A 19,344-nucleotide genomic window follows, 5' to 3' on the forward strand; every position below is an offset into this window, starting at 1 on the left:
TGATTTTTAAATCCTTTTTTAGCTATGAAGAACTTGATCCAGAAATGCTAATGCTTTGATCAGGACCTAGAGGAGGTACCATTAGCACCGATTCCCGATCTACGATAACTGCGCCTGGGGCATTGCCTTTGACTTTTCGAACGTATTTGACTTCGGTATAAATCACCGGAGCCAGCCTTTCAGTTTTAAATTTAGAATAATAGGCGGCCAAAGAACCTGCCCGTTCCAACACCGGATCGGGGATTATTTGATTTCCTTTTTTACGGATGATTACATGTGAACCTGCTACCTGCCTGGCATGAAGCCAAAGGTCATCTTTATGAGTAAAATTACGGAGCATCTCATCATTATCTTTAGCTGACTTGCCAACCCAAACTAAAAATCCATCGACCTCAAATTGTCTAAACGGTAATCCCTCAGGCTTTTTTTGAAATTCTTTTTCAGATTTGTGTTCTTTTTTGAAATTTTTTAAATCCCTAAACCCCCTTAATTCTTGCAGTTCAAAAAGGATAGCTTCCAATTCCCCCAACTGGTGCTTTTTTGCAGAGATGGTATGTTCCAACTGCTGGATTTCTAATTTTCGATTTTTACTTTTTCGATACAGGTGAGCGGCAAATTCCTGGGGTTTTTGGTTGGGTTTTAAGCTTATTGAAATGGTTTGGTTACTGTAAAAATTGAATAGTTTGGTTTCGTTTTGCCCTTTTTGGAATTCGTGTAAATTGGCCATGATCACGTCAGCAACCTGAGCGGGAGGAGGGCTTTGAATCAATTCTACCCGTTTTAAGGATGACTTTTCCAGGTAGTTTTTGGTTCTTTTGATCTGGTCTTCGTAGCTTTTGATTAACTCCTTTTTCTCTTTCTCAAAATTACCAATGACCAAAGCCTTGTGAAATAATTCATTGAGTGCTTCCACGGGGTCAGCAAAAGTCATGATCACTTGCGAATCAGGTAACAGGGTAAGGTAAACCTCCGAATCTCGCTGTGCTATAGCATAGAGCGGTGTGTCCAACATATCCAGGACTTCTTGCATAAGTTGCCATTTTTTATCAAGATCTGCTGGGATGTATCCTCTTTCCTTAAGCCATTCGCGTGGAATTTTACCTAAAGTTGGAAGAAATTGGGAGGCATTTCCTTTCAGTTCAAAAAATCGGTTCTTACTCAAGTCTAGCCTCTTTTCAAGCTCTTTCCAATCCAGCTTTTTATCTTCCTGAAGCTCATTTCTAAATACATAAAGCGGAGTGGAATTTCCTTTTTGAAAAAAGACTACATTACTACGATTTCCGTGAAGTTTGACAAGTAATTGATCTCCAGAATTAAAGTAGATGAGAAATGCTCGTTCAAAACTTAGCTCTTGAACCCTGTTAATTTCTTGACCGATGAGCTCTGGAAATAAATCAACGCTGTTTTTTTTGGCACGTTGAAATTTTTTCGGAAAACTGTAATAAACTTGAGGCGCCAAAAGATGGGCTCGAAAAAATCGGCTTTCGTTTGGATTTTCCAAGCCAATGATAAGCTCATCCTTGTTTTGTGAAAAACAAGAGGTAACTGAAAACCCGGAAAGTAAATCAGTTAATCTGGGGCACAGGTAAGTCAGAAAATGATAATTGAGATGCATTAAGGTAAATCTAATTTAAGCCCATCATAGGCTAAAAAAATACCTTCAGGAAGACTCTCTTCTACTTCTTCATGTCTTCCCAATTTATGAGAAATATGAGTGAAATAGGTTTTTTTTGCACCCAATGTTTGGGCCATGTCCACCGCCTCATCCAAAGTAAAGTGAGAAATGTGAGCGGTTTTTTGAAGGGCATTTAGCACTACGATTTCCGATCCCCTTATCAACTCAATCGTCTCCTCTGGAATGTAATTGGCATCAGTGATATAACTGAAATCTCCAATTCGGAAGCCCAAAACCGGAAGCTTGTAATGTAAAACGGGAAGGGGGGTGAATTGCACACCTTGGATCGTGAAGGGTTTCTCCTCGATTTCTACAGGTTCAACTTGAGGAACACCGGGATATTTTTGGCTGGCGAAAATGTAAGAAAATTCTCGTTTGATTTGCTCGAGCACTTGGTTTCTTCCAAAAACTGGCATATCCTTTTTCTGCATGAAATTAAAAGGGCGGATATCATCCAGTCCTGCAGTGTGGTCTTTATGCTCATGGGTGAAGAGGACTGCATCGAGCTTTTTGATGGAATTCTGTAACATCTGAGCCCTGAAATCTGGACCGGTATCTATGACCACATGAAGTTCTCCGACCTGAATATAAATTGAAGTTCGAAGTCTTTTATTCCTGAAATCCAGTGATTTACAAACTTCACAATCACAGCCGATTACCGGAACGCCTTGAGAAGTGCCTGTACCGAGGAACGTGATTTTCAAAATTTAAGTTGTGTTTGTTTCAGTTCTTTTAAAAACTCTTGATCGGATTTTTTATCAAAATCCTGAGGATTAAATTGAAGCTCGCTCAAAATATCGATCAATGCGTTTATTTTTCCTTCTAAAGGAAAATACTTATTTACTATAACAATTTTGGTTTCCTTTAAAACACAATAGCCAGATTTAAAATTCCCTTTTTCATAGCGCAAAATATAGTCTGAAGCAGCGAACAGGTTTTCGAGTTTATCCAAAAAATGTTTGGTAAATCGGATGGCCATAGGATTACAAACTCAAGTGCTTTTTGACTGTGGACAGGACTTTGTCAAAGTCGAGGGGTTTTTGAATGAATTCGTCAAATCCAGCTTTTCTGAACTCATCGACAGTGTAGTTATGGATATTACCCGAAATGGCAATAATTGGAATCTTGGATTTTCGTTCATCTTTCATAGCCCTGATGGTTTTGGTACACTCGATTCCATCCAAAACTGGCATGTTGATATCCATTAGAATCAAATCAAAGTCTTCCTTTTCCATGAGTTCCAGGACTTGCTTTCCGTTCCTTGCCGCGGTCATTTTGTAATTTTCAAATGCAAGGACATTTTTAGTTAAATTGATGATGACTGAAGAATCTTCACCCACCAAAATTTTTTTAGGTTCACTCATGGTATAAAATTAATTTCTTCCTTTATATAATCTTTAAAAATCTGAATTTCATTTTCAAGATTCTCTATTTTTTTTGGCAATAAATCAACGATTTTTTCTTTGCTGAGCTTTTCTATTTCCTGTGCTTGGGAAAAGATTCGATTTGCACCCAAAGTACCGGAATTCCCTTTGATAATATGAATGGAATTGGAAAATTCGTCGAGATCTCCACTTTTTACTTGACCTTTGGCCTGGAGGATCAAAGTTTCGCATTCTGATACAAAATCGCCAAAAACAGATTTGATTATTTTGGGGCTATTGTACTTCATCAGTTGATTGACAATATTGATATCCAGTATTTTGTCTAAATTATCTTCTGGATAGGTTTTGCTGTTTTGTTCGAGCGAATCACCAGAGATCAATCGTTCCAATACCTGTAGAAATTCACGTGGTCGGATAGGTTTGGTGATAAACTCATCAAAACCCTGCTGCAAAAAGGATTCCCGGTCACCTTCATCTGCATAAGCGCTAATGGCTACTATTTGTGGGGCTTGGCCATTGAGTATCCGTATTTCTTTCATGGCGGAAATCCCATCAAGTTCAGGCATCTGAATATCCATCAAAATCAAATCATAATGGATTTCTTTTGCTTTGTTCACTGCCATCCGGCCATTGATGACACTTTCAAAGCTCCATAGTTGACCAACCAAATTCTCAAAGAGTTTTCGATTCAGATCATTGTCTTCTACGATCAAGACTCTTTTGGTTTTCATAGCTTAACTTTGGACTTTTGAATTTAGGATCAAAATCTTCATCTCTTGAAACAGACTTCATTTCTGATTTTAGTAATAGGTCCCACAGGGGTGGGAAAGACTGATTTATGCCTAAATCTAGCCAAAAAATTTGATACCGAAATTTTATCCTGTGATAGTCGGCAATTTTATCGTGAGATGGAAATTGGTACGGCCAAACCCAGCGCTGAAATTTTAAAACAGGTCCCTCACCATTTTATTAACTCGCTTTCCATTAAAGAGGATTATGATGTTAGAAAGTATGAAAAAGAGGCATTAAATGTTTTAAATCAGCTTTTTGTTCAAAAGAAAATCGTGATTATGACGGGTGGATCGGGGTTATTTGCCGATGCGATTTCTCATGGTCTGGATGAAATGCCGGAGATCCCCAAAAAATTCAGGGAGGAGGTAATCCGAGATTTTGATCAAAGAGGATTGAAGTTTTTGCAAGAGGAATTGGCCCGAATCGACCCTGATTATTTCGCTCAGGTGGATCAGAAAAATCCCCAGCGACTGATGCGAGGAATAGAGGTCGTTAGAGCAACTGGAAAACCATTTTCGAGTTTCCGAAAGAAAGTCAAGGCGACCCGGCCTTTTCAAATCATCAAGATTGGACTTTTTCGAGACAGAGAAGAACTTTATGAACGCATTGATCAGCGAATGGATGAAATGCTTCAACAAGGGCTCCTAGAAGAAGCTCAAAGGCTGTTTTCCTTGAGACATCTTAATGCGCTGCAGACGGTGGGATATCAAGAAATCTTTGGATTTCTAGAAGGAAAATATCCTTGGGATGAGGCCGTTCGTTTATTGAAGCGAAACTCAAGGCGTTATGCAAAACGCCAATTAACTTGGTTTAGAAAAGACCCTGAGGTTCATTGGTTTGTTCCCAGTGAACAGGCCAAAATTGAGGAGTTTATCTCCAGTCAAATTTTTTGAAATCCTGCTAATTTAGCTACCCAATTGTAAGGCGCTTTGGCAATCAATTGATTGTATTGCAGCCGATTGATTTGAAGCTCACGGATTACTTTCAAAGACGCCTCTTTTTGGTTTTTTTTCAGTTCTACAGCTTGGATTTTTTCCAAAATAAGCTCCGGATCTGTGATTTCCCCAGCAACTAATCCAAGTTTGGGAATGGCCAAACTCAAATTTGCGATGAGTTCCCGCTGTAAATTCTGCCTTTTTTGCAGTGAGTTTTTTACCGTAAGAAAAAATAGGAGACAAGCGCCTCCTACTGTGAGAAATAAAGGGATAAAGCCCATGTGATTAGATACTTAAAATGTCAATAAGTTTGAGATGATCTTCGATCAACGGTTTGGTTTTGCCGATGCAATCTGTAAAGGGCGTGTAAACGACGGCTTGATTCATTATCCCTGCCATGCAGGCTGTTTGACCAATAAGCAAGCCTTCTACTGCTGCCATACCACATCTACTTGCTAAAACACGATCCCGGGCAGTAGGGTTTCCTCCTCGTTGAATATGACCTAGGGTGGTGACTTTAAATTCTTTGGACTCGTCTTTTATTTTTGATTTTACCTTAGACATGATGACTTCGGCATTTCCTTCGTCGTCTCCTTCTGCCACCACGATGATACTGGATGATTTGGATTTTCGGAGGTTTTTGAGGGATTTGACTACGGCGTCTAGATCGGTTGCGGTCTCAGGAACCATCACAAATTCAGCCCCTCCGCCAATTCCTGATTCTACTGCCAAAAATCCTGCATCCCTTCCCATGACTTCGATAAAAAAGATTCGGTCATGAGCTGCTGCAGTATCTCGAATTTTATCGATCGCTTCTAGGGCGGTATTGACTGCGGTGTCGAAACCAATCGTGTAATCGGTCCCGTAAATATCGTTATCAATAGTTCCCGGACAGCCGACAACAGGTATTCCAAATTCTTCATTGAAAATTTTAGCTCCAGTGAAAGTTCCGTCTCCACCTATGGCAATCAGACCTTCAATTCCCATTGAAGTTAAATTTTCATAGGCTTTTTTTCTTCCTTCTGGGGTTTTGAATTTTTCTGAACGAGCCGATTTTAATATGGTTCCTCCGCGCTGAACAATATTACTGACAGAATAAGAATGCATTCGCTTGATTTCTCCATCAATCATTCCTTCATAGCCTCGGTAGATGCCATACACTTCCAGTCCTTTAAAAATTGCTGTTCGGACAACTGCCCGAACGCAAGCATTCATTCCTGGACTATCACCACCGGAGGTAAAAACAGCAATTTTTTTCATATCTCTAGGTTTTTAAGCACCCAAAAATAGGGATTAAACAAGGAATGCCGTAGTTTCTTGGTTGAATTAACTGTAAAATTTATGTGCCCTATAATTAATTTTAAATTTGAATTTTAAGCTATTGAGGATCAAATGAATATCATGGAGTTAACAAATGCTGGGTTTAAGGTTTCCCGAATTGGCTTAGGCTGTATGTCACTTCCAACGGAAAAATCCAAAGCGGAACGAATTATAAAGTCCGCTTTGGATGAGGGGATTACCTTTTTTGACACCGCTGATTTATATCAAAAAGGACAAAATGAATCCGTATTGGGAGAGGTGTTGAAATCGACCCGAAATGATTTGATTTTGGCTACAAAAGTGGGAAACGTATGGAGACAAGATGGTAGTGGCTGGGATTGGAATCCGAAAAAAGAATATATTCTCAAAGCCGTGGAAGAAAGTTTGACCAGGCTGAAAACCGACTACATTGATTTATACCAACTTCACGGCGGCACGATTGATGATCCCTGGGAGGAGACCTTAGAGGCATTTGAGCTTTTGAAAAGTCAGGGGAAAATTCGGGCTTTTGGAATTTCTTCCATTCGTCCCAATGTCATCCGAAAGGTTACGGCAATGTCTGTTCCTGATACAATAATGATGCAATATAGTCCGATGGACAGAAGACCTGAAGAAGTGGTATTTCCGGCATTGGAGCAGTCTGAAACACGCGTTCTTGTTCGTGGAGCTTTTGCCAAAGGCTTTTTGATTGATAAATCAGTTTCAGAATATTTGGGGTATAGTACACATCAAGTCGCTGATTTTCAAAAGGCGATTCAGGATATTGGATTAAGACCCGAGGCCGTATTAATTGCTTTTGGATTATCCCAACCTGCTGTCGCATCTTTGGTGATTGGTGCAAGTTCCCAAGAACAGGTGAAAAGAATCGGTAAAGGATGGAACGAAAGTAAAGAGGTAGGGGAGGATTTGATCCAAGGTTTAAGGAGAAAATTCCCCACTAATCACTATCATTCCCATCGTTGAATAATCTTTTGATCTCCTCAGAGATAAACAAGTATTTTTCTATTCAATCACCCAAAAGAAATTAACCCAATGAGAAAAATGAGATTCGCACTTTTGCTAATGGCATGGGGTCTATTGACTTCCGCCTGTCAACAAACAGAGTTCCAAGCTTGGGAAGAGCAGGCAAGTCAAGTAGAAATCATAAGAGATGACTTCGGGGTGCCCCATATTTACGGTAAAACAGATGCTGATGCAGTATTTGGCTTGCTTTATGCCCAATGTGAAGATGATTTTAGACGAGTAGAGCGAAACTATATATGGGCGATCGGAAGATTGGCTGAATTGGAAGGAGAGGAGGCCATTTACTCCGATTTGAGAGCTCAATTGTTTATGACAGAAGAGGAAGCTAAGCAAGCCTATGAGTCAGCACCGGATTGGCTAAAAGAACTTTGCCAGGCTTTTGCAGATGGAATAAATTATTATTTATATACCCACCCTGAAGTCAAACCGCAGGTAATTACCCGCTATGAGCCTTGGTTTCCCTTATATTTTTTTGAGGGGTCAATTGGAGGTGATATTGAGCGAATTTCCACCAAGAGAATTCAGGCTTTTTATGAAAATCAAGAAGCACTTGCTTTGAGCGAGTATGGAGATGGCCTTAATCATCCTGACCCTTACCAAGAGCCTAAAGGTTCCAATGGCATTGCGGTGTCTGGAAAATTAACTAAATCTGGAAATGCCATGTTGTTGATTAACCCACACACTTCCTTTTATTTCAGACCGGAAGTGCATGTGGTTAGCCAGGAGGGTTTGAATGCTTATGGGGCAGTGACTTGGGGTCAGTTTTTTGTTTATCAAGGATTTAATGAGAAAACTGGATGGATTCATACTTCGACCTTTGTTGATTTTATCGATGAATTTGAAGAGGAAATTGTAAATGAAGATGGCAAACTTCAGTATCGCTATGGAGACCAGATCCGCCCAGTCGACAGTGTAGTAGTCAGTTTGGATTACCTGCAAGGAGATAGTTTACGGTCCAGAGAGTTTACTTTTTACCGAACTCATCACGGACCGATTACACACAAAATCGAAGATAAGTGGGTGGCAACCAAAATCAATTGGGAACCCGTGAATGCTTTGATTCAAAGCTATACACGAACCAAGCTTTCGAATTATTCAGCGTTTAGAGAAATGATGAATATGCGGACTAATTCTTCCAACAATACGGTTTTTGCCGATTCGGATGGGAATATTGCCTATTTTCATGGCAACTTTATCCCAAAACGAGATCCAGCTTTTGATTTTTCGCGCCCTGTAGATGGATCCAACCCCAGTACAGATTGGCAGGGCTTACATCCAGTGGAGGAGAGCATTACCCTACTCAATCCAGAAAGCGGATGGATCCAAAACTGTAATTCCACCCCTTTCACCGCAGCGGGTCAGTATAGCCCAAAAAGGGAAGACTATCCAGTTTACATGGCTCCAGATCAAGAAAATTTCAGAGGGATTCATGCGGTCAGTTTATTGGAAAATGCATCGAATTTGACCTTGGAATCCTTTCGGGAGTTAGCCTATGATCCCTTTATTCCGGCTTTTGCACGCTTGATTCCCGCCTTGATCAGGGCCCATCAAAAGCAAGAAGGGAACGCGGAGGCTCAACAAGCTATCGAACTCCTCAGTAATTGGGATTTTCGTACTGGAAAAGAGTCCATTGCGATGAGTGTGGCGCATTTTTATGCTACTAATTATCAACGGGAATTCCGGGATTTAAATCAATTGACCGAAAACGAAAAGTTGGAGACTCACTCCGATCCCCAAGTTCAAAAAAAGATGGTAACCCTATTGGAAGAAACGCTCCTTCAGATGGAGGAGGATTTGGGTACCTGGAAAACGCCTTGGGGTGAAATTAACCGATTCCAGAGACTATCCGGTGATATGGATTTGCATTATGATGATGATCAACCTTACATCCCTGTTGGAATGGCCTCCGGACGCTGGGGAGCGTTGGCCTCATTTGGTGCTTCAGCTAAGGAAGGAACAAAAAGGCTTTATGGGAGCTCGGGCAATAGCTTTGTGGCTGTGGTTGAGTTTGGAAAACGGGTCAGAGCTAAAAGTATTTTGGCAGGTGGCCAAAATTCCGATCCCAATTCTCCGCATTTCTTAGATCAGGCTCAGCGCTATGCCGACGGGAATTTCAAAGAAGTCGCATTTTACCCCGAAGAGGTTGAGCAGCGAGCCAAGGAAAGGTATCATCCAGGGAAAAGATAACAGGCAGAAGTCAAAGCGGAAAAACGACAGGTTAGCCCGCTTTGATTTTTTTCATAAGGTCGGAGATGAAGAATTTTAACTTTACACCATCCTCACTACTGATTCGGTGATTTTTGAGTACCTGACTGATCATTTGGTGGAGTTCATCAAAGGGTTTTTGATCGGCAAGATGTTCATTTTTTTGCATCCATTGGTTGAGTTTAAAAACCTCGTAGGTATTAACTTCTCCACTGGCTAGGATTCCTTCAAAAAGTCCATGAAGGAAATAAAGATTAAGTTTGTTCTGGTCATGATCTCCGGTTTTTTTTAAGAAATCATTCAAGATATCTGTAAGGTCTTCGATTTCTTCATTAGTTACAATACCCGATTGAATGATGGGCTGGACCTGTTGGTGCAGTTCTTTGAACTCTTCCAATTCACACAGGGGCTCATGAGTTTCGCACCAGATTTTTAATCGGTCAAATTCATTTTTATTGACGTGACCATCTAGTGAAATCCCATAAATAAGTCCCGCTAGTTCGTAGGCAACATTTTGGATTTGAGCATTCATTTTATCAGATTAAATAATTGAAATTCAGGTAAATAGTAAGTGTAAATTACTGAAAAAGTTAGAATTTTCTTTGGGTTGTTGACTTCTTTTCAAGAATTGGCCGTTAGATTTCAAGATAGTTTTGTTCACTAGCGAACAAAACCTGTTCGTTATTTGGTAATTTATTTTGAAAAATCGCTTTAAATCTGGTTTTGGGATGGGTTTTTAGGATTGGCACACTCTGTGAATTAAGGCTAGAAAAAAAATAATGTTATGATTAATATGAAAACTACTGCCCTAATTCTCATGCTCTTCTTTATGGGTTTTACCGCTCAAGCGCAGGGGACAGAAACTAGAACTCTGCCTGGCTTCACTAAAATTGAATCCGGTGGAAGCTGGGAAGTATATGTCGAATTGGGAAATAAGGAAGAAGTTCGCATTGAATCGGGAAATATCGAATTGGATAAAGTCTTGACTGAGGTCGATGGAGAAACCTTGAAATTAAAGTTAGAGCGGGGAAATTATCGAAATGTGGACTTGAAGTTTTTCGTAACTGTCCGAAACCTGGAAGGTCTGGGCAGTTCAGGTTCAGGTGCGATTTTTCTTGATGATGACATCAAATCCGACCAATTGAGCTTGGGAGTATCTGGTTCGGGTTTAATTCGCCTCAAAAACGTATTTGCCTATAAACTCAGTGCTGCCATCAGTGGCTCTGGTGATATTGTCTTGGACGGTGGAAAAGTGGATGAATTGAAAATTTCCCAGTCTGGATCCGGAGATTTTGAAGGAATTGAGCTAGAAGCTAAAATGGTTTCAATTTCAAAAAGCGGCTCTGGTGATTCTTACATCACTGCCCAAGAAAGTTTAAAGGTTTCTTCTTCAGGTTCGGGGGATGTAATCTTCCGAGGAAATCCTGCTACCCAGGCTGTTTCAATGAGTGGTTCATCTAAGCTGATCAAAGATTAACAATCATTTCTTCACTAAAATACAAACCCGAGCCATCTGATGGACTCGGGTTTTTTTAAAGCAAAAATCCATTTTCAACCGGATAGGGAGGAGGGATGTCTTTCTCTTCGAGCATTTCCAAAAGGTCAATTTCAATTGCTCTGGAAATGGAAGAAATCGGTACGTCGTTATAGGCTGCCTCAAAGGGGTTTTCAGAATAATCCCCAATTCGATCCACCAATAAGAACACCCAAATTATAATTGCCGAAAAAGGTACCGTAAGCCAATAGTGCAGATCGGAAGTCTTTCCAAAAATATCCAGCAAACCAAATGGGATTAGCATGCAGAAAATATAAGTGATCCAGAGTCCAGTGGAGGCGTATTGCCTTGGAAAAGGAAAGTTTTTTATCCGTTCTGTTTTTCCCTGTAGCTCATAAAGTTTCCCGACCAATTGGTGCAAATACACATGTTTAAAATCTGAAAGCATTCCTTCCAAATGGATTTTTTCCAGCTCCTTTGATTGATTTTTTAAGAGTTGAGTGGGCAAATTTGTGTATTTCCAAAGTTGGTCAAGTTCGGTTGGATTGAGGTAGCGCTGAACTTCCGGGGCTAGGCCCCCCTCACATTCTTTTTGAAAATATGGCGTAAAAATCAATTTTTCGACCGGGCCATTATGTTCCCAGGACTTGCCTTTCCGCATCGCATGTTTTAAAGCTAAAACCCATGCTAAATGCCGGTGAATGAGGGACTGTTTCCTCTCTTTACTTATTCTTTGGTCTGGAATGGATAAAATAGCGGAAGCAAAAGTCCGGCTTTCATTGATGACTGCTCCCCATATTTTTCGTGCCTCCCAGGCCCGATCGTAAGAAGAATTGTTTTTGAATCCCAAAAAAAAGGCAACAGCAATACCAATAACGGATAGGGGTTGCCAAGGCAGGGAAAAAGGAATTCCCGAAAATTCATAGGTAAGAACGACAATGGCCGAATAAAGAAAACCGTAGATCAGTGATTTTCGAGACCAACGTACGGTCATCCATAAGGAATAGTGTCGTTTAACATACATGATAACATCAATTTGAATTAGGCAATTGCCTTCAATATCAGAAAAAATCCGGTTTAAACCTTATTCCACCAATCGAACCAGAAGTTTTTCGCAGACCTTCTCGCTGAGTGTTTCTGACTCCCGATTTGGATAGCTTACGAGCATACTTTGGTCATAGCTTTCTTTGGAAATGATGTTTAGCTCCATTCCTAGTTTTAATTTGCGACTGTTCAAAAATTCCAAAAAGTCGCTGGAAGAATCTGCTAAAGCAACCAATATCACCTGATTGCCTGCTTTTACCTGAGATAAATTTTTATAATGTAATTCTTGCATTCGGCCCTGTTTATCAGGAATTGGAGAACCGTGAGGATCTACGGTAGGAAAGCCCAGCATCTCATCCATACGTTCAAAAAACTTGGGTGCGTGGATATGTTCTACCTGCTCTGCGATTTGATGCACTTCTTCCCAGCCGAAACCCATTTTATTGACCAAAAACATTTCGGTTAACCGGTGCTTTCGGACGATTAGGGCTGCAGTTTTTTTTCCCTTTTCGGTTAAGGTCACCGGTTTATACTTTTCATAATGGACTAGTTCATTTTTTTGAAGGTTTTTGATCATGCTATTCACCGTGGGCATGCTCACACCCAGTTGGGTTGAAAGTTCGGAGATATTGACTTCACCTTTTTCGTGGGTGAGGTTAAAAAGGATTTTGAGGTAGTTTTCTTCTGTACTAGATGCCATGGATTTGTGATTGAAAGGTCTAATATCGAAATTATTTTTGTAAATATTATTTGTTAGAGTGATCTAACTTTATACTTTTGTTTATGTAATTAATTTATTTATAAACCAATAAGAGTAATAAATTTTCCAAATCAGATCCATGCAAAGAAAAATTAGAATCATTTTCGGTTTTCTCAGCCTCTTATTCTCTGGAAATCTATGGGGTCAGCATGTACTAAAAGGAAAAATTGAATCCCAGGGTGTTCCCGTGGAGTTTGCTGCCGTTTCGTTGATCGACTTGAATTTGGGAACGGTGAGTGATAGCTTGGGGATGTATACGCTAGAGCTTCCTAAAGCTGGGACTTATACCATTCAAATTTCCAGAATCGGATTTCGGACTATTCAGCGAGAAGTCAATACCAATAATGATTTTTTGACCATAGATCTGGAAAGGCTGGATGCGAGCTTGGATGAAGTAGTCATTAGCGGTACCCTGGAGCAAGTTTCTAGACTGTCCAGTCCAGTTTCTGTGGAGGTCTACCGTGATGGATTTTTTAAAGCAAATCCGACTCCATCCATATTCGAATCCTTGCAGACAATAAATGGTGTCCGACCCCAAATCAACTGTAACATCTGTAACACCGGAGATATCCACATCAATGGATTGGAAGGGCCATACACCATGATTTTGATTGATGGAATGCCCATAGTCAGTGGTTTGGCGACGGTTTACGGATTGACTGGTATACCCCAATCTCTTGTTGACCGGATCGAAATCGTCAAGGGCCCTGCTTCTACGCTTTATGGCTCGGAGGCGGTGGGTGGCTTAATCAATGTCATTACCAAAAATGCAGCAAAAGCACCTCGGGTCAGTTTGGATTATTTTGGCACTTCTTGGGGGGAGCATAATCTGGATTTGGGTGTGAGGTCTAGGTTGGGAAATACGATTCAGGGATTGACGGGGTTGAATTTATTTGATTACAGCAATCCAATAGATAACAATGACGACGGAATGACGGATTTGACTTTGGCTAAAAGGGCGTCTATTTTTCAAAAAATCAATTGGTTAAGAAGATCTAAAAAGGAGTTCAATCTGGCTGCTAGATATGTTTATGAAGATCGATGGGGGGGGCAGTTGAATTGGGAAAAAGCTGATCGCGGCGGTGATGAGGTATATGGGGAAAGTATTTACACCGACCGCTGGGAGCTTTTTGGAAATTACGAATTGCCTGTTAATGATCGAGTTAACTTTCAGTTTTCGGCCAATAATCACGATCAAAATTCCGCCTATGGAGACCAGTTATACTTGGCCCGACAGACTACAGCTTTTGGACAGCTGACTTGGAATTATAGGCTGAGAAATCATCAATTCCTTACTGGTTTGGCCTACCGGTATACTTTTTATGATGACAATACCCCGGCTACAAAACAGTTTGATTCCGAACAAAATGATCCTTCGCAGATTCACTTACCCGGGATTTTTGTGCAAAATGAATGGAAAGTCTCTCCGACAAGTACGATTCTGATGGGAGTCAGGTCGGATTTTAATTCCATCCATGGTGTCATCCTTTCTCCAAGATTGAATTTAAAAATTCAATCCGAGGACCAAAGTTCGGTGTTTCGATTTTCTTTGGGAAATGGTTTCCGGGTTGCTAATGTTTTTACCGAGGATCATGCGGCCTTGACTGGGGCTAGAGAGGTGGTGTTTTCTGAAAAATTGAACCCTGAGCGATCCTGGAATAGCAATGTCAATCTGATCAAAAAAATATACACCGAGGACGGCAACTTCATCAGTTTTGACGCATCAGCCTTTTATACGCACTTTTCCAATCGGATCGTGCCTGACTATGAAACCAACCCCAATCAAATTATCTATGCCAATTTAGCGGGAAAAGCAATTTCAAAGGGGGCCTCGCTAAATGCCACTTTGGCATTTCGAAACGGTTTGGAAGGGACCCTGGGGATGACACTTCAGGACGTTAAATTGGATCAAAAGGGAGAACGAGTCAGGCAACTGCTCACTGAGCATTTTTCGGCTGTTTGGAATTTAGGTTATAACGTTCAGTCTTGGAATTTAACTGTCAACTACACCGGAAATCTTTACAGTCCCATGCGACTTCCCTTATTGGGAGAGTTGGATTCAAGGGTGGAATATTCTCCTTGGTGGAGCATTCAAAATCTGCAGGTAACCAAATCGTATGGAGATCGGCTTGAAGTTTATGGTGGAGTGAAGAATTTACTCAATTTCACGCCTCCGGGTAATAGTATTGCCCGGGCTTTTGATCCATTTGACCGAGAGGTTCAATTCGGACCAAACGGATCTGTAATTCCCACCCCAACTAATCCAGAAGCTCTTACTTTTGATCCGACTTACATGTTTGCGCCGAATCAAGGTATCCGCGGGTTTTTGGGAATTAGGTATACGATCTTCTGATTCAATCCTCTTTTTTAGGCTCGGTTTCGAAATACAAATGATAGTGTTTGCTACAGCCGGGATTAAATTTGGCTTGGCAGTGTGGGCAACTGTTGTTTGAGTTCATGTATTCATTTATTCCCAACTCATTGCCGCAGACTCCACAAAGAATGGCCTTTTGATCAAACTCAGACTTTGGCCAAACCTGATGATTATGATCCGCTTCTTCTTCATGGCAGGAGAAACAGGGGTAGTACTTGTCACAACATTTAAATTTAATGGCAATGATATCAAGTTCCGAATGCCAATGGATACAGCGGGTCTGATTATCTACTGGCTTACCATAGACATTGATTCCGCGGATTTGAGATACTTTAAGGGGTTCTAAAACTGGTACTTGGGCCTGAATCAAGAAGCCGTGAAGCAAAATGAAAGAAAGCGTGAAAAGTAAGGTCTTTATCATGGTGTAGGAAGTCAGGCGAGTACAAGGCCGTACTCGCCTTACATTAAGTTTAATTGACTGTAATCGTTTCTTCAATGCTTCCACAATTGAGCATAGAACTGCCAAATAGCGGGTTCATAATTTCCTGGTTTGAACTAAGCCACATTCCACCTGTATTATTTTTATACATGGGACAATATTGATGGTAGAGTGTTCGATCAGCACCAGCGATTTTAATGAAATCCATCAAAACCACGCTAAGGGCTTGGAAATTTTCCCGCTGAATGACGATATCTTCACTTTGTAGTTTTTTTGTTAATTCAATCGCCTCAGCTTTTACTTCTTCTAAATTTTGACCATTTCCAGTCATGGATGCTGTATCAAAATCTTCCAAGGCACTAACCATTTTTTCACTAGTTGCTGATGCAGTTGCGGCATCATCTGCGACTAAGGCATCTTTGATTTCCAAATAAGAGTCTATGATAGGGGAGGTCGATGTGTTTTGAACCACCTCTAGTGAACTGGAAGGAGAAATTTCATGAGTAGTATTGGCCTCCTCTTGGCTTTCTGTGGAAGTTGATTTTTCTCCACAAGAACTAATCGCAGTTGAAATCAAGGCGAGTAATAAAAGAGATTTTTTCATAGGATTCATCTGTTGGTAAAAGGATTTTTTTCTTTGAAATTAATGATTATGAACCGACGGGGTGGACGGATTTCCACCCAGTTGCATGACGGGTTGGCCTTTTAGGTAAGTTTCCCTAATTTCTCCGCAAGTTAACATAGATGCTCCAAAATATGGATTTGTGATGTCTTTTTGCTCACTCAACCAGTATGCCCCCTCATTCCCAAAAGCCATCGGACAGTAATCTTTGTACACCACTTCCTTGTTTAACCCAAAGGTCTCTGTCATTTCTAAAATATAGAAAGAAAGCGTGGAGAAATGTTTCCGCGCTCCCTTGATTTCTGTTGATGAAATCATGCTGTTTTTGGCATTTTTCAATCCTTCAAGTATTTCCATCCATCGGTCATGAGCTTCTTCAGTGGTCAGATTCATGGTTACCCCGGCAAGCCGATCTTCCATCGAATCAAGTGATTTTTTGACTTCATCCAGATTGTCTTTAACTAATCCGTTTTTCACTTGAAAATAAGCATCAGCAACTGCGGTGATCTGCTTTATAAATTCCTCGGAAACTTCCATAGAGCTTGTTTTTGGTCGATTCATCATGCTGAAATTTCCTGAGAGCTGAGCTGCCGCATCAATGGCAAAGACACCATGGGTGACCACTTCTTCCCCAAGCAATACCCCTGATTTGATTTCTTGGTTTTCTCCCATCCGCTCTCCGAGTACAACTTCTCGCATTTGGTAGGCGGGTGGATTGGCATCGGGTACATTCACATAAACGACCGATCGTTTGCCTGACCAGAGAACAGCTGTCCTTGGTACGATAAGGGACGAGCTCCCCGAATTGCTTTTGATGGTTACCTTGGCATTTACAAACATCTCAGGTTTGAGTTTTTGCTTGGGATTAGTTACTTCTGCCCTAACTTTTGCCGATCGGGTATTGGGGTCAATTACCGGATCGATAAAGCTGATTTTTGCTTGAAAATTTTCCCCGGGAATTCCTGCTACAGAGAAATTGAGTTGATTTCCAATTTGTAAAAATGGCAAATCTGTTTCGTAAGCATCTAAGAGTACCCAGAGTTTATCCAGATTGATTACATTAAATAAGACTGATCCGGTAGCAATATAATCACCGACTGAAACATTTCGCTGAGTCACCACACCGGATTGATCGGCAAGAATATCAACTAGTTCACTAACCTGCCCAGAGGTTTCAAGATCCTTAATTTGCTGTTCAGATAGCTTCCATAGTCGTAATTTTGCTTTGGCTGCCTGGTACAGCTGGGGGTAATCCTCTTTAATTTCGGCTGCCTCTAGCAACTCTGTCTGTGCGCTCATCAATTCTGGAGAATAAAGAGTTGCAATGCGTTGACCTTGATTAACTTGCTCACCGGTAAAGGTGATAAATAGACGCTCAATCCTTCCTGGGAATTTGCTCGTGAGAGTGGCAATTTCCCGCTCGTCTCCTTGAATTTTCCCAGTCAATAAGAGTTCCCCGCCAGGACTGACATCATTGACTTTGGTAGTTTGGATTTGCGCCAAAGCTACAGCCTCTTTGGTCATTTCAAATGTCATGGGATTGCTCGAGGAGGTGGATGCCTGAGAAGCAGGAATAAGGTCCATTCCGCAAATGGGACAATCTCCCGGCTCTGTTAATTTGACCTGAGGATGCATGGAACAAGTCCATGTTGTTGTGGAGTCGGCTTGGTGCTCATGTTCTTCATGATTGGCCTCCTGTGCGGGCTTTAGGAGCCATCCTGCCGCCAATCCGAGGATCATCGCCAAGATGATTAAGGTTAGTTTGTTGTCTGTTATCTTTTTCATTTCGATTGAATTTGAAGAGAATTAGCAGCTAGCATCTCCAATTTGGAGAGACTCTGATATTGGGTATTGATCGAATTGACTCGCTTGAGCTGGTAGTCCAGCAATCGCTGTTGGGTTCGTAATACCAGGTCCAATTCTGTTGAATTTGCCGAGAAGGCTGTGAGGAGGAGTTGGATTTGTTGCTCAACTAGTTTGATTTGAGAATCATAAAGTTCCAGTTGGCGATTGGCGTTTTCCCAATCGCGGAAAGCATTGGACCACTCCATGGCTAGAAGATTCTTCGTTTCTTGCTGTCGGTAAACAGTCGATTCCTTAAGAAGTTGAGCCTCTTTGATCTTTGAGTTGATTTTTTTCCGATAGATTGGCAGTGACATGCTTACCATAGGCATGATCATATTTTGTCCACCCATCTGCATACCGTTTTCGGGTCTGGGACTAAATAGCATGTAATTGACTCCCGCCCCCAACATCGGTTTTCCTTCCAGTTTAGCCATTTTGGTTTGCTGGTCTAAGGCGGAAAGCTCCGCATCATACATGGAAATCATGGGATTGTTTTTATAAATACTATCCAGAACTTGTTTTTTATCCAATCTCAGTTCAGCTTTTTCCAATTCCTCGGGAAGGGTGATTTCCGCTTCTTTGTCTCGGTTCAACAGTTGATTGAATTTGATTTGAAGGGGCTCAAGGTCTGCGTTTAATTGTGCGATTTGATTTTCCAATTCTTTTATTTCTATCTCAATTTGGAGAATTTGATTCATGCCCTCGGTTGTGCTCATTGGAGAGGATGCCATGGTTTCAGATTGAGCCTGTGACATACCTTCAGGAGCTTTTTCTTCTGCCATAGTTTCCATAGCAGATGGGGAGGTACTTGGCCTGGCTGTGGTTTTCTTTGCCATCTGAGCGGAAGAGGACGAGTTGCTTTGACCTACTTGGAATTTTACCAAGGCCAATCGTTTGTATTTCTCCAAATAAGATAGATTTTCTTCCCAAATCGAAATTTCTTCCCGTAAACGAATCAACTCATACCAAGTAGTTTTCACTTGGAAAAACAATTGATTTTTTTGTTCCAGAAATACTTGATAGTCTACTTGAGCCATTTGGTTCATTTCCGCTTTTTGGGTGGAAATCATCCCAAACCAAGGAAACATCTGCATCACCCGCAGGTCAGCAGATTGATTTCCCATCAATCGTTCCATAGGCTTTAAGAAAATGCCGGCTTGAAGCTCTGGGTCCGGCAGACTTGCTTGATTGACACGCTCCAACCGAGCTTCATATTGGGAATAGGAAGCTTGAAGTCCGGGATTATTCTCTGCAGCTTGAATCAAATAATCCCTGAGGTCTTGGGCAAATACTTCTTTGGGAATAGAACATACTAGCCCAAGAAAACCGATGATCACCCAAAAACTAAGAGGGGGAGGCGTGGTTTTGATAGCAATTTTCCGATAGGTAGGCCTAGCTATTTTTATGGTTTTCAGTAAGTTGGTTTCCAT

19 protein-coding genes are annotated in these 19,344 nt (G+C 41.1%); 5 read left to right on the forward strand and 14 right to left on the reverse strand.

Going from position 1 to position 19,344, the window contains the following annotated elements; genetic code table 11:
* Window positions 1–22: 22 nt before the first annotated feature.
* Genes Q0L00_RS07835 through Q0L00_RS07855 form a run of 5 tightly spaced genes read right to left on the reverse strand, consistent with a single transcriptional unit; the run spans window position 23 to window position 3,791 of the window.
* Entirely contained in the window at window positions 23–1,615 is a 1,593-nt protein-coding gene (locus tag Q0L00_RS07835) for an NFACT RNA binding domain-containing protein (RefSeq protein ID WP_297336321.1), read from the reverse strand.
* A complete protein-coding gene (locus tag Q0L00_RS07840; RefSeq protein WP_297336322.1) occupies window positions 1,615–2,379 on the reverse strand; it encodes an MBL fold metallo-hydrolase in 765 nt (254 codons plus the stop codon). The genes Q0L00_RS07835 and Q0L00_RS07840 overlap by 1 nt, the downstream gene beginning before the upstream one ends.
* The gene (locus Q0L00_RS07845) at window positions 2,376–2,654 is read right to left on the reverse strand and encodes a hypothetical protein (RefSeq protein ID WP_297336323.1); all 279 of its coding nucleotides are present in this window, start codon (window positions 2,652–2,654) and stop codon (window positions 2,376–2,378) included. The genes Q0L00_RS07840 and Q0L00_RS07845 overlap by 4 nt, the downstream gene beginning before the upstream one ends.
* Window positions 2,655–2,658: 4 nt before the next feature.
* A complete protein-coding gene (locus Q0L00_RS07850) occupies window positions 2,659–3,039 on the reverse strand; it encodes a response regulator (RefSeq protein WP_297336324.1) in 381 nt (126 codons plus the stop codon).
* On the reverse strand, window positions 3,036–3,791 hold the full coding sequence (locus tag Q0L00_RS07855; protein WP_297336325.1) for a hybrid sensor histidine kinase/response regulator: 756 nt from the start codon (window positions 3,789–3,791) through the stop codon (window positions 3,036–3,038). The genes Q0L00_RS07850 and Q0L00_RS07855 overlap by 4 nt, the downstream gene beginning before the upstream one ends.
* A 45-nt stretch (window positions 3,792–3,836) precedes the next feature.
* Here Q0L00_RS07855 and miaA point away from each other — a divergent pair, with 45 nt between their 5' ends.
* A complete protein-coding gene (miaA, locus tag Q0L00_RS07860; protein ID WP_297336326.1) occupies window positions 3,837–4,745 on the forward strand; it encodes a tRNA (adenosine(37)-N6)-dimethylallyltransferase MiaA in 909 nt (302 codons plus the stop codon).
* Here the strand turns inward: miaA and Q0L00_RS07865 are convergent.
* Together Q0L00_RS07865 and pfkA are read right to left on the reverse strand one after the other, a co-directional pair.
* Window positions 4,733–5,068 (reverse strand): hypothetical protein, encoded by a 336-nt coding sequence (locus Q0L00_RS07865; protein ID WP_297336327.1) that lies wholly within the window; start codon window positions 5,066–5,068, stop codon window positions 4,733–4,735. The two genes, miaA and Q0L00_RS07865, sit on opposite strands and share 13 nt — an antisense overlap.
* Window positions 5,069–5,072: 4 nt before the next feature.
* Complete coding sequence (pfkA, locus tag Q0L00_RS07870; protein ID WP_297336328.1) at window positions 5,073–6,047, reverse strand: 6-phosphofructokinase; 975 nt, start codon at window positions 6,045–6,047, stop codon at window positions 5,073–5,075.
* A gap of 141 nt (window positions 6,048–6,188) precedes the next feature.
* Between pfkA and Q0L00_RS07875 the strand changes: the two genes are divergently transcribed.
* Window positions 6,189–7,070 carry an aldo/keto reductase gene (locus tag Q0L00_RS07875; protein ID WP_297336329.1) on the forward strand — a complete coding sequence of 294 codons (882 nt, stop codon included), beginning with the start codon at window positions 6,189–6,191 and terminating at the stop codon, window positions 7,068–7,070.
* Between the two features lie 78 nt (window positions 7,071–7,148).
* Window positions 7,149–9,317: an acylase gene (locus tag Q0L00_RS07880; RefSeq protein ID WP_297336330.1), complete on the forward strand. Its 2,169-nt coding sequence runs from the start codon at window positions 7,149–7,151 to the stop codon at window positions 9,315–9,317.
* A 31-nt stretch (window positions 9,318–9,348) separates the two neighbouring features.
* On the opposite strand, the gene Q0L00_RS07885 is transcribed toward Q0L00_RS07880, so the two are convergent.
* Window positions 9,349–9,867 carry a hypothetical protein gene (locus Q0L00_RS07885; protein WP_297336331.1) on the reverse strand — a complete coding sequence of 173 codons (519 nt, stop codon included), beginning with the start codon at window positions 9,865–9,867 and terminating at the stop codon, window positions 9,349–9,351.
* Window positions 9,868–10,128: 261 nt separating this feature from the next.
* On the opposite strand from Q0L00_RS07885, the gene Q0L00_RS07890 reads away from it, so the two are divergent.
* Entirely contained in the window at window positions 10,129–10,812 is a 684-nt protein-coding gene (locus Q0L00_RS07890) for a head GIN domain-containing protein (protein ID WP_297336332.1), read from the forward strand.
* A 55-nt stretch (window positions 10,813–10,867) separates the two neighbouring features.
* Here Q0L00_RS07890 and Q0L00_RS07895 read toward each other — a convergent pair whose 3' ends face one another.
* Entirely contained in the window at window positions 10,868–11,854 is a 987-nt protein-coding gene (locus tag Q0L00_RS07895; RefSeq protein ID WP_297336333.1) for a bestrophin family ion channel, read from the reverse strand.
* A gap of 60 nt (window positions 11,855–11,914) precedes the next feature.
* Window positions 11,915–12,574, reverse strand: coding sequence for a metal-dependent transcriptional regulator (locus Q0L00_RS07900; RefSeq protein WP_297336334.1), 660 nt, complete (start codon window positions 12,572–12,574; stop codon window positions 11,915–11,917).
* Between the two features lie 139 nt (window positions 12,575–12,713).
* Between Q0L00_RS07900 and Q0L00_RS07905 the strand changes: the two genes are divergently transcribed.
* Complete coding sequence (locus Q0L00_RS07905; protein WP_297336335.1) at window positions 12,714–14,987, forward strand: TonB-dependent receptor; 2,274 nt, start codon at window positions 12,714–12,716, stop codon at window positions 14,985–14,987.
* A gap of 1 nt (window position 14,988) precedes the next feature.
* Here Q0L00_RS07905 and Q0L00_RS07910 read toward each other — a convergent pair whose 3' ends face one another.
* Genes Q0L00_RS07910 through Q0L00_RS07925 form a run of 4 tightly spaced genes read right to left on the reverse strand, consistent with a single transcriptional unit; the run spans window position 14,989 to window position 19,344 of the window.
* The gene (locus tag Q0L00_RS07910) at window positions 14,989–15,429 is read right to left on the reverse strand and encodes a CHY zinc finger protein (RefSeq protein ID WP_297336336.1); all 441 of its coding nucleotides are present in this window, start codon (window positions 15,427–15,429) and stop codon (window positions 14,989–14,991) included.
* Window positions 15,430–15,478: 49 nt separating this feature from the next.
* Complete coding sequence (locus Q0L00_RS07915) at window positions 15,479–16,051, reverse strand: DUF3347 domain-containing protein (RefSeq protein ID WP_297336337.1); 573 nt, start codon at window positions 16,049–16,051, stop codon at window positions 15,479–15,481.
* A gap of 39 nt (window positions 16,052–16,090) precedes the next feature.
* Complete coding sequence (locus Q0L00_RS07920) at window positions 16,091–17,854, reverse strand: efflux RND transporter periplasmic adaptor subunit (protein WP_297336338.1); 1,764 nt, start codon at window positions 17,852–17,854, stop codon at window positions 16,091–16,093.
* Window positions 17,851–19,344, reverse strand: coding sequence for a TolC family protein (locus tag Q0L00_RS07925; protein WP_297336339.1), 1,494 nt, complete (start codon window positions 19,342–19,344; stop codon window positions 17,851–17,853). Before Q0L00_RS07925 ends, Q0L00_RS07920 begins: the two co-directional genes overlap by 4 nt.

The organism is Algoriphagus sp. (assembly GCF_024305035.1).
In the GTDB taxonomy this organism is placed as follows: Bacteria; Bacteroidota; Bacteroidia; order Cytophagales; family Cyclobacteriaceae; genus Algoriphagus.

Excerpts from the sequence above, each read along its gene's own strand:
- Q0L00_RS07855 (WP_297336325.1), bottom strand. The coding sequence starts at position 3,791 with ATGAAAACCAAAAGAGTCTTGATCGTAGAAGACAATGATCTGAATCGA.
- Q0L00_RS07845 (WP_297336323.1), bottom strand. The coding sequence starts at position 2,654 with ATGGCCATCCGATTTACCAAACATTTTTTGGATAAACTCGAAAACCTG.
- pfkA (WP_297336328.1), bottom strand. The coding sequence starts at position 6,047 with ATGAAAAAAATTGCTGTTTTTACCTCCGGTGGTGATAGTCCAGGAATG.
- Q0L00_RS07865 (WP_297336327.1), bottom strand. The coding sequence starts at position 5,068 with ATGGGCTTTATCCCTTTATTTCTCACAGTAGGAGGCGCTTGTCTCCTA.
- Q0L00_RS07920 (WP_297336338.1), bottom strand. The coding sequence starts at position 17,854 with ATGAAAAAGATAACAGACAACAAACTAACCTTAATCATCTTGGCGATG.
- Q0L00_RS07885 (WP_297336331.1), bottom strand. The coding sequence starts at position 9,867 with ATGAATGCTCAAATCCAAAATGTTGCCTACGAACTAGCGGGACTTATT.
- Q0L00_RS07875 (WP_297336329.1), top strand. The coding sequence starts at position 6,189 with ATGGAGTTAACAAATGCTGGGTTTAAGGTTTCCCGAATTGGCTTAGGC.
- Q0L00_RS07910 (WP_297336336.1), bottom strand. The coding sequence starts at position 15,429 with ATGATAAAGACCTTACTTTTCACGCTTTCTTTCATTTTGCTTCACGGC.
- Q0L00_RS07835 (WP_297336321.1), bottom strand. The coding sequence starts at position 1,615 with ATGCATCTCAATTATCATTTTCTGACTTACCTGTGCCCCAGATTAACT.
- Q0L00_RS07900 (WP_297336334.1), bottom strand. The coding sequence starts at position 12,574 with ATGGCATCTAGTACAGAAGAAAACTACCTCAAAATCCTTTTTAACCTC.
- Q0L00_RS07890 (WP_297336332.1), top strand. The coding sequence starts at position 10,129 with ATGAAAACTACTGCCCTAATTCTCATGCTCTTCTTTATGGGTTTTACC.
- Q0L00_RS07895 (WP_297336333.1), bottom strand. The coding sequence starts at position 11,854 with ATGTATGTTAAACGACACTATTCCTTATGGATGACCGTACGTTGGTCT.
- Q0L00_RS07925 (WP_297336339.1), bottom strand. The coding sequence starts at position 19,344 with ATGGAAACCAACTTACTGAAAACCATAAAAATAGCTAGGCCTACCTAT.
- Q0L00_RS07880 (WP_297336330.1), top strand. The coding sequence starts at position 7,149 with ATGAGATTCGCACTTTTGCTAATGGCATGGGGTCTATTGACTTCCGCC.
- Q0L00_RS07905 (WP_297336335.1), top strand. The coding sequence starts at position 12,714 with ATGCAAAGAAAAATTAGAATCATTTTCGGTTTTCTCAGCCTCTTATTC.
- Q0L00_RS07915 (WP_297336337.1), bottom strand. The coding sequence starts at position 16,051 with ATGAAAAAATCTCTTTTATTACTCGCCTTGATTTCAACTGCGATTAGT.
- Q0L00_RS07850 (WP_297336324.1), bottom strand. The coding sequence starts at position 3,039 with ATGAGTGAACCTAAAAAAATTTTGGTGGGTGAAGATTCTTCAGTCATC.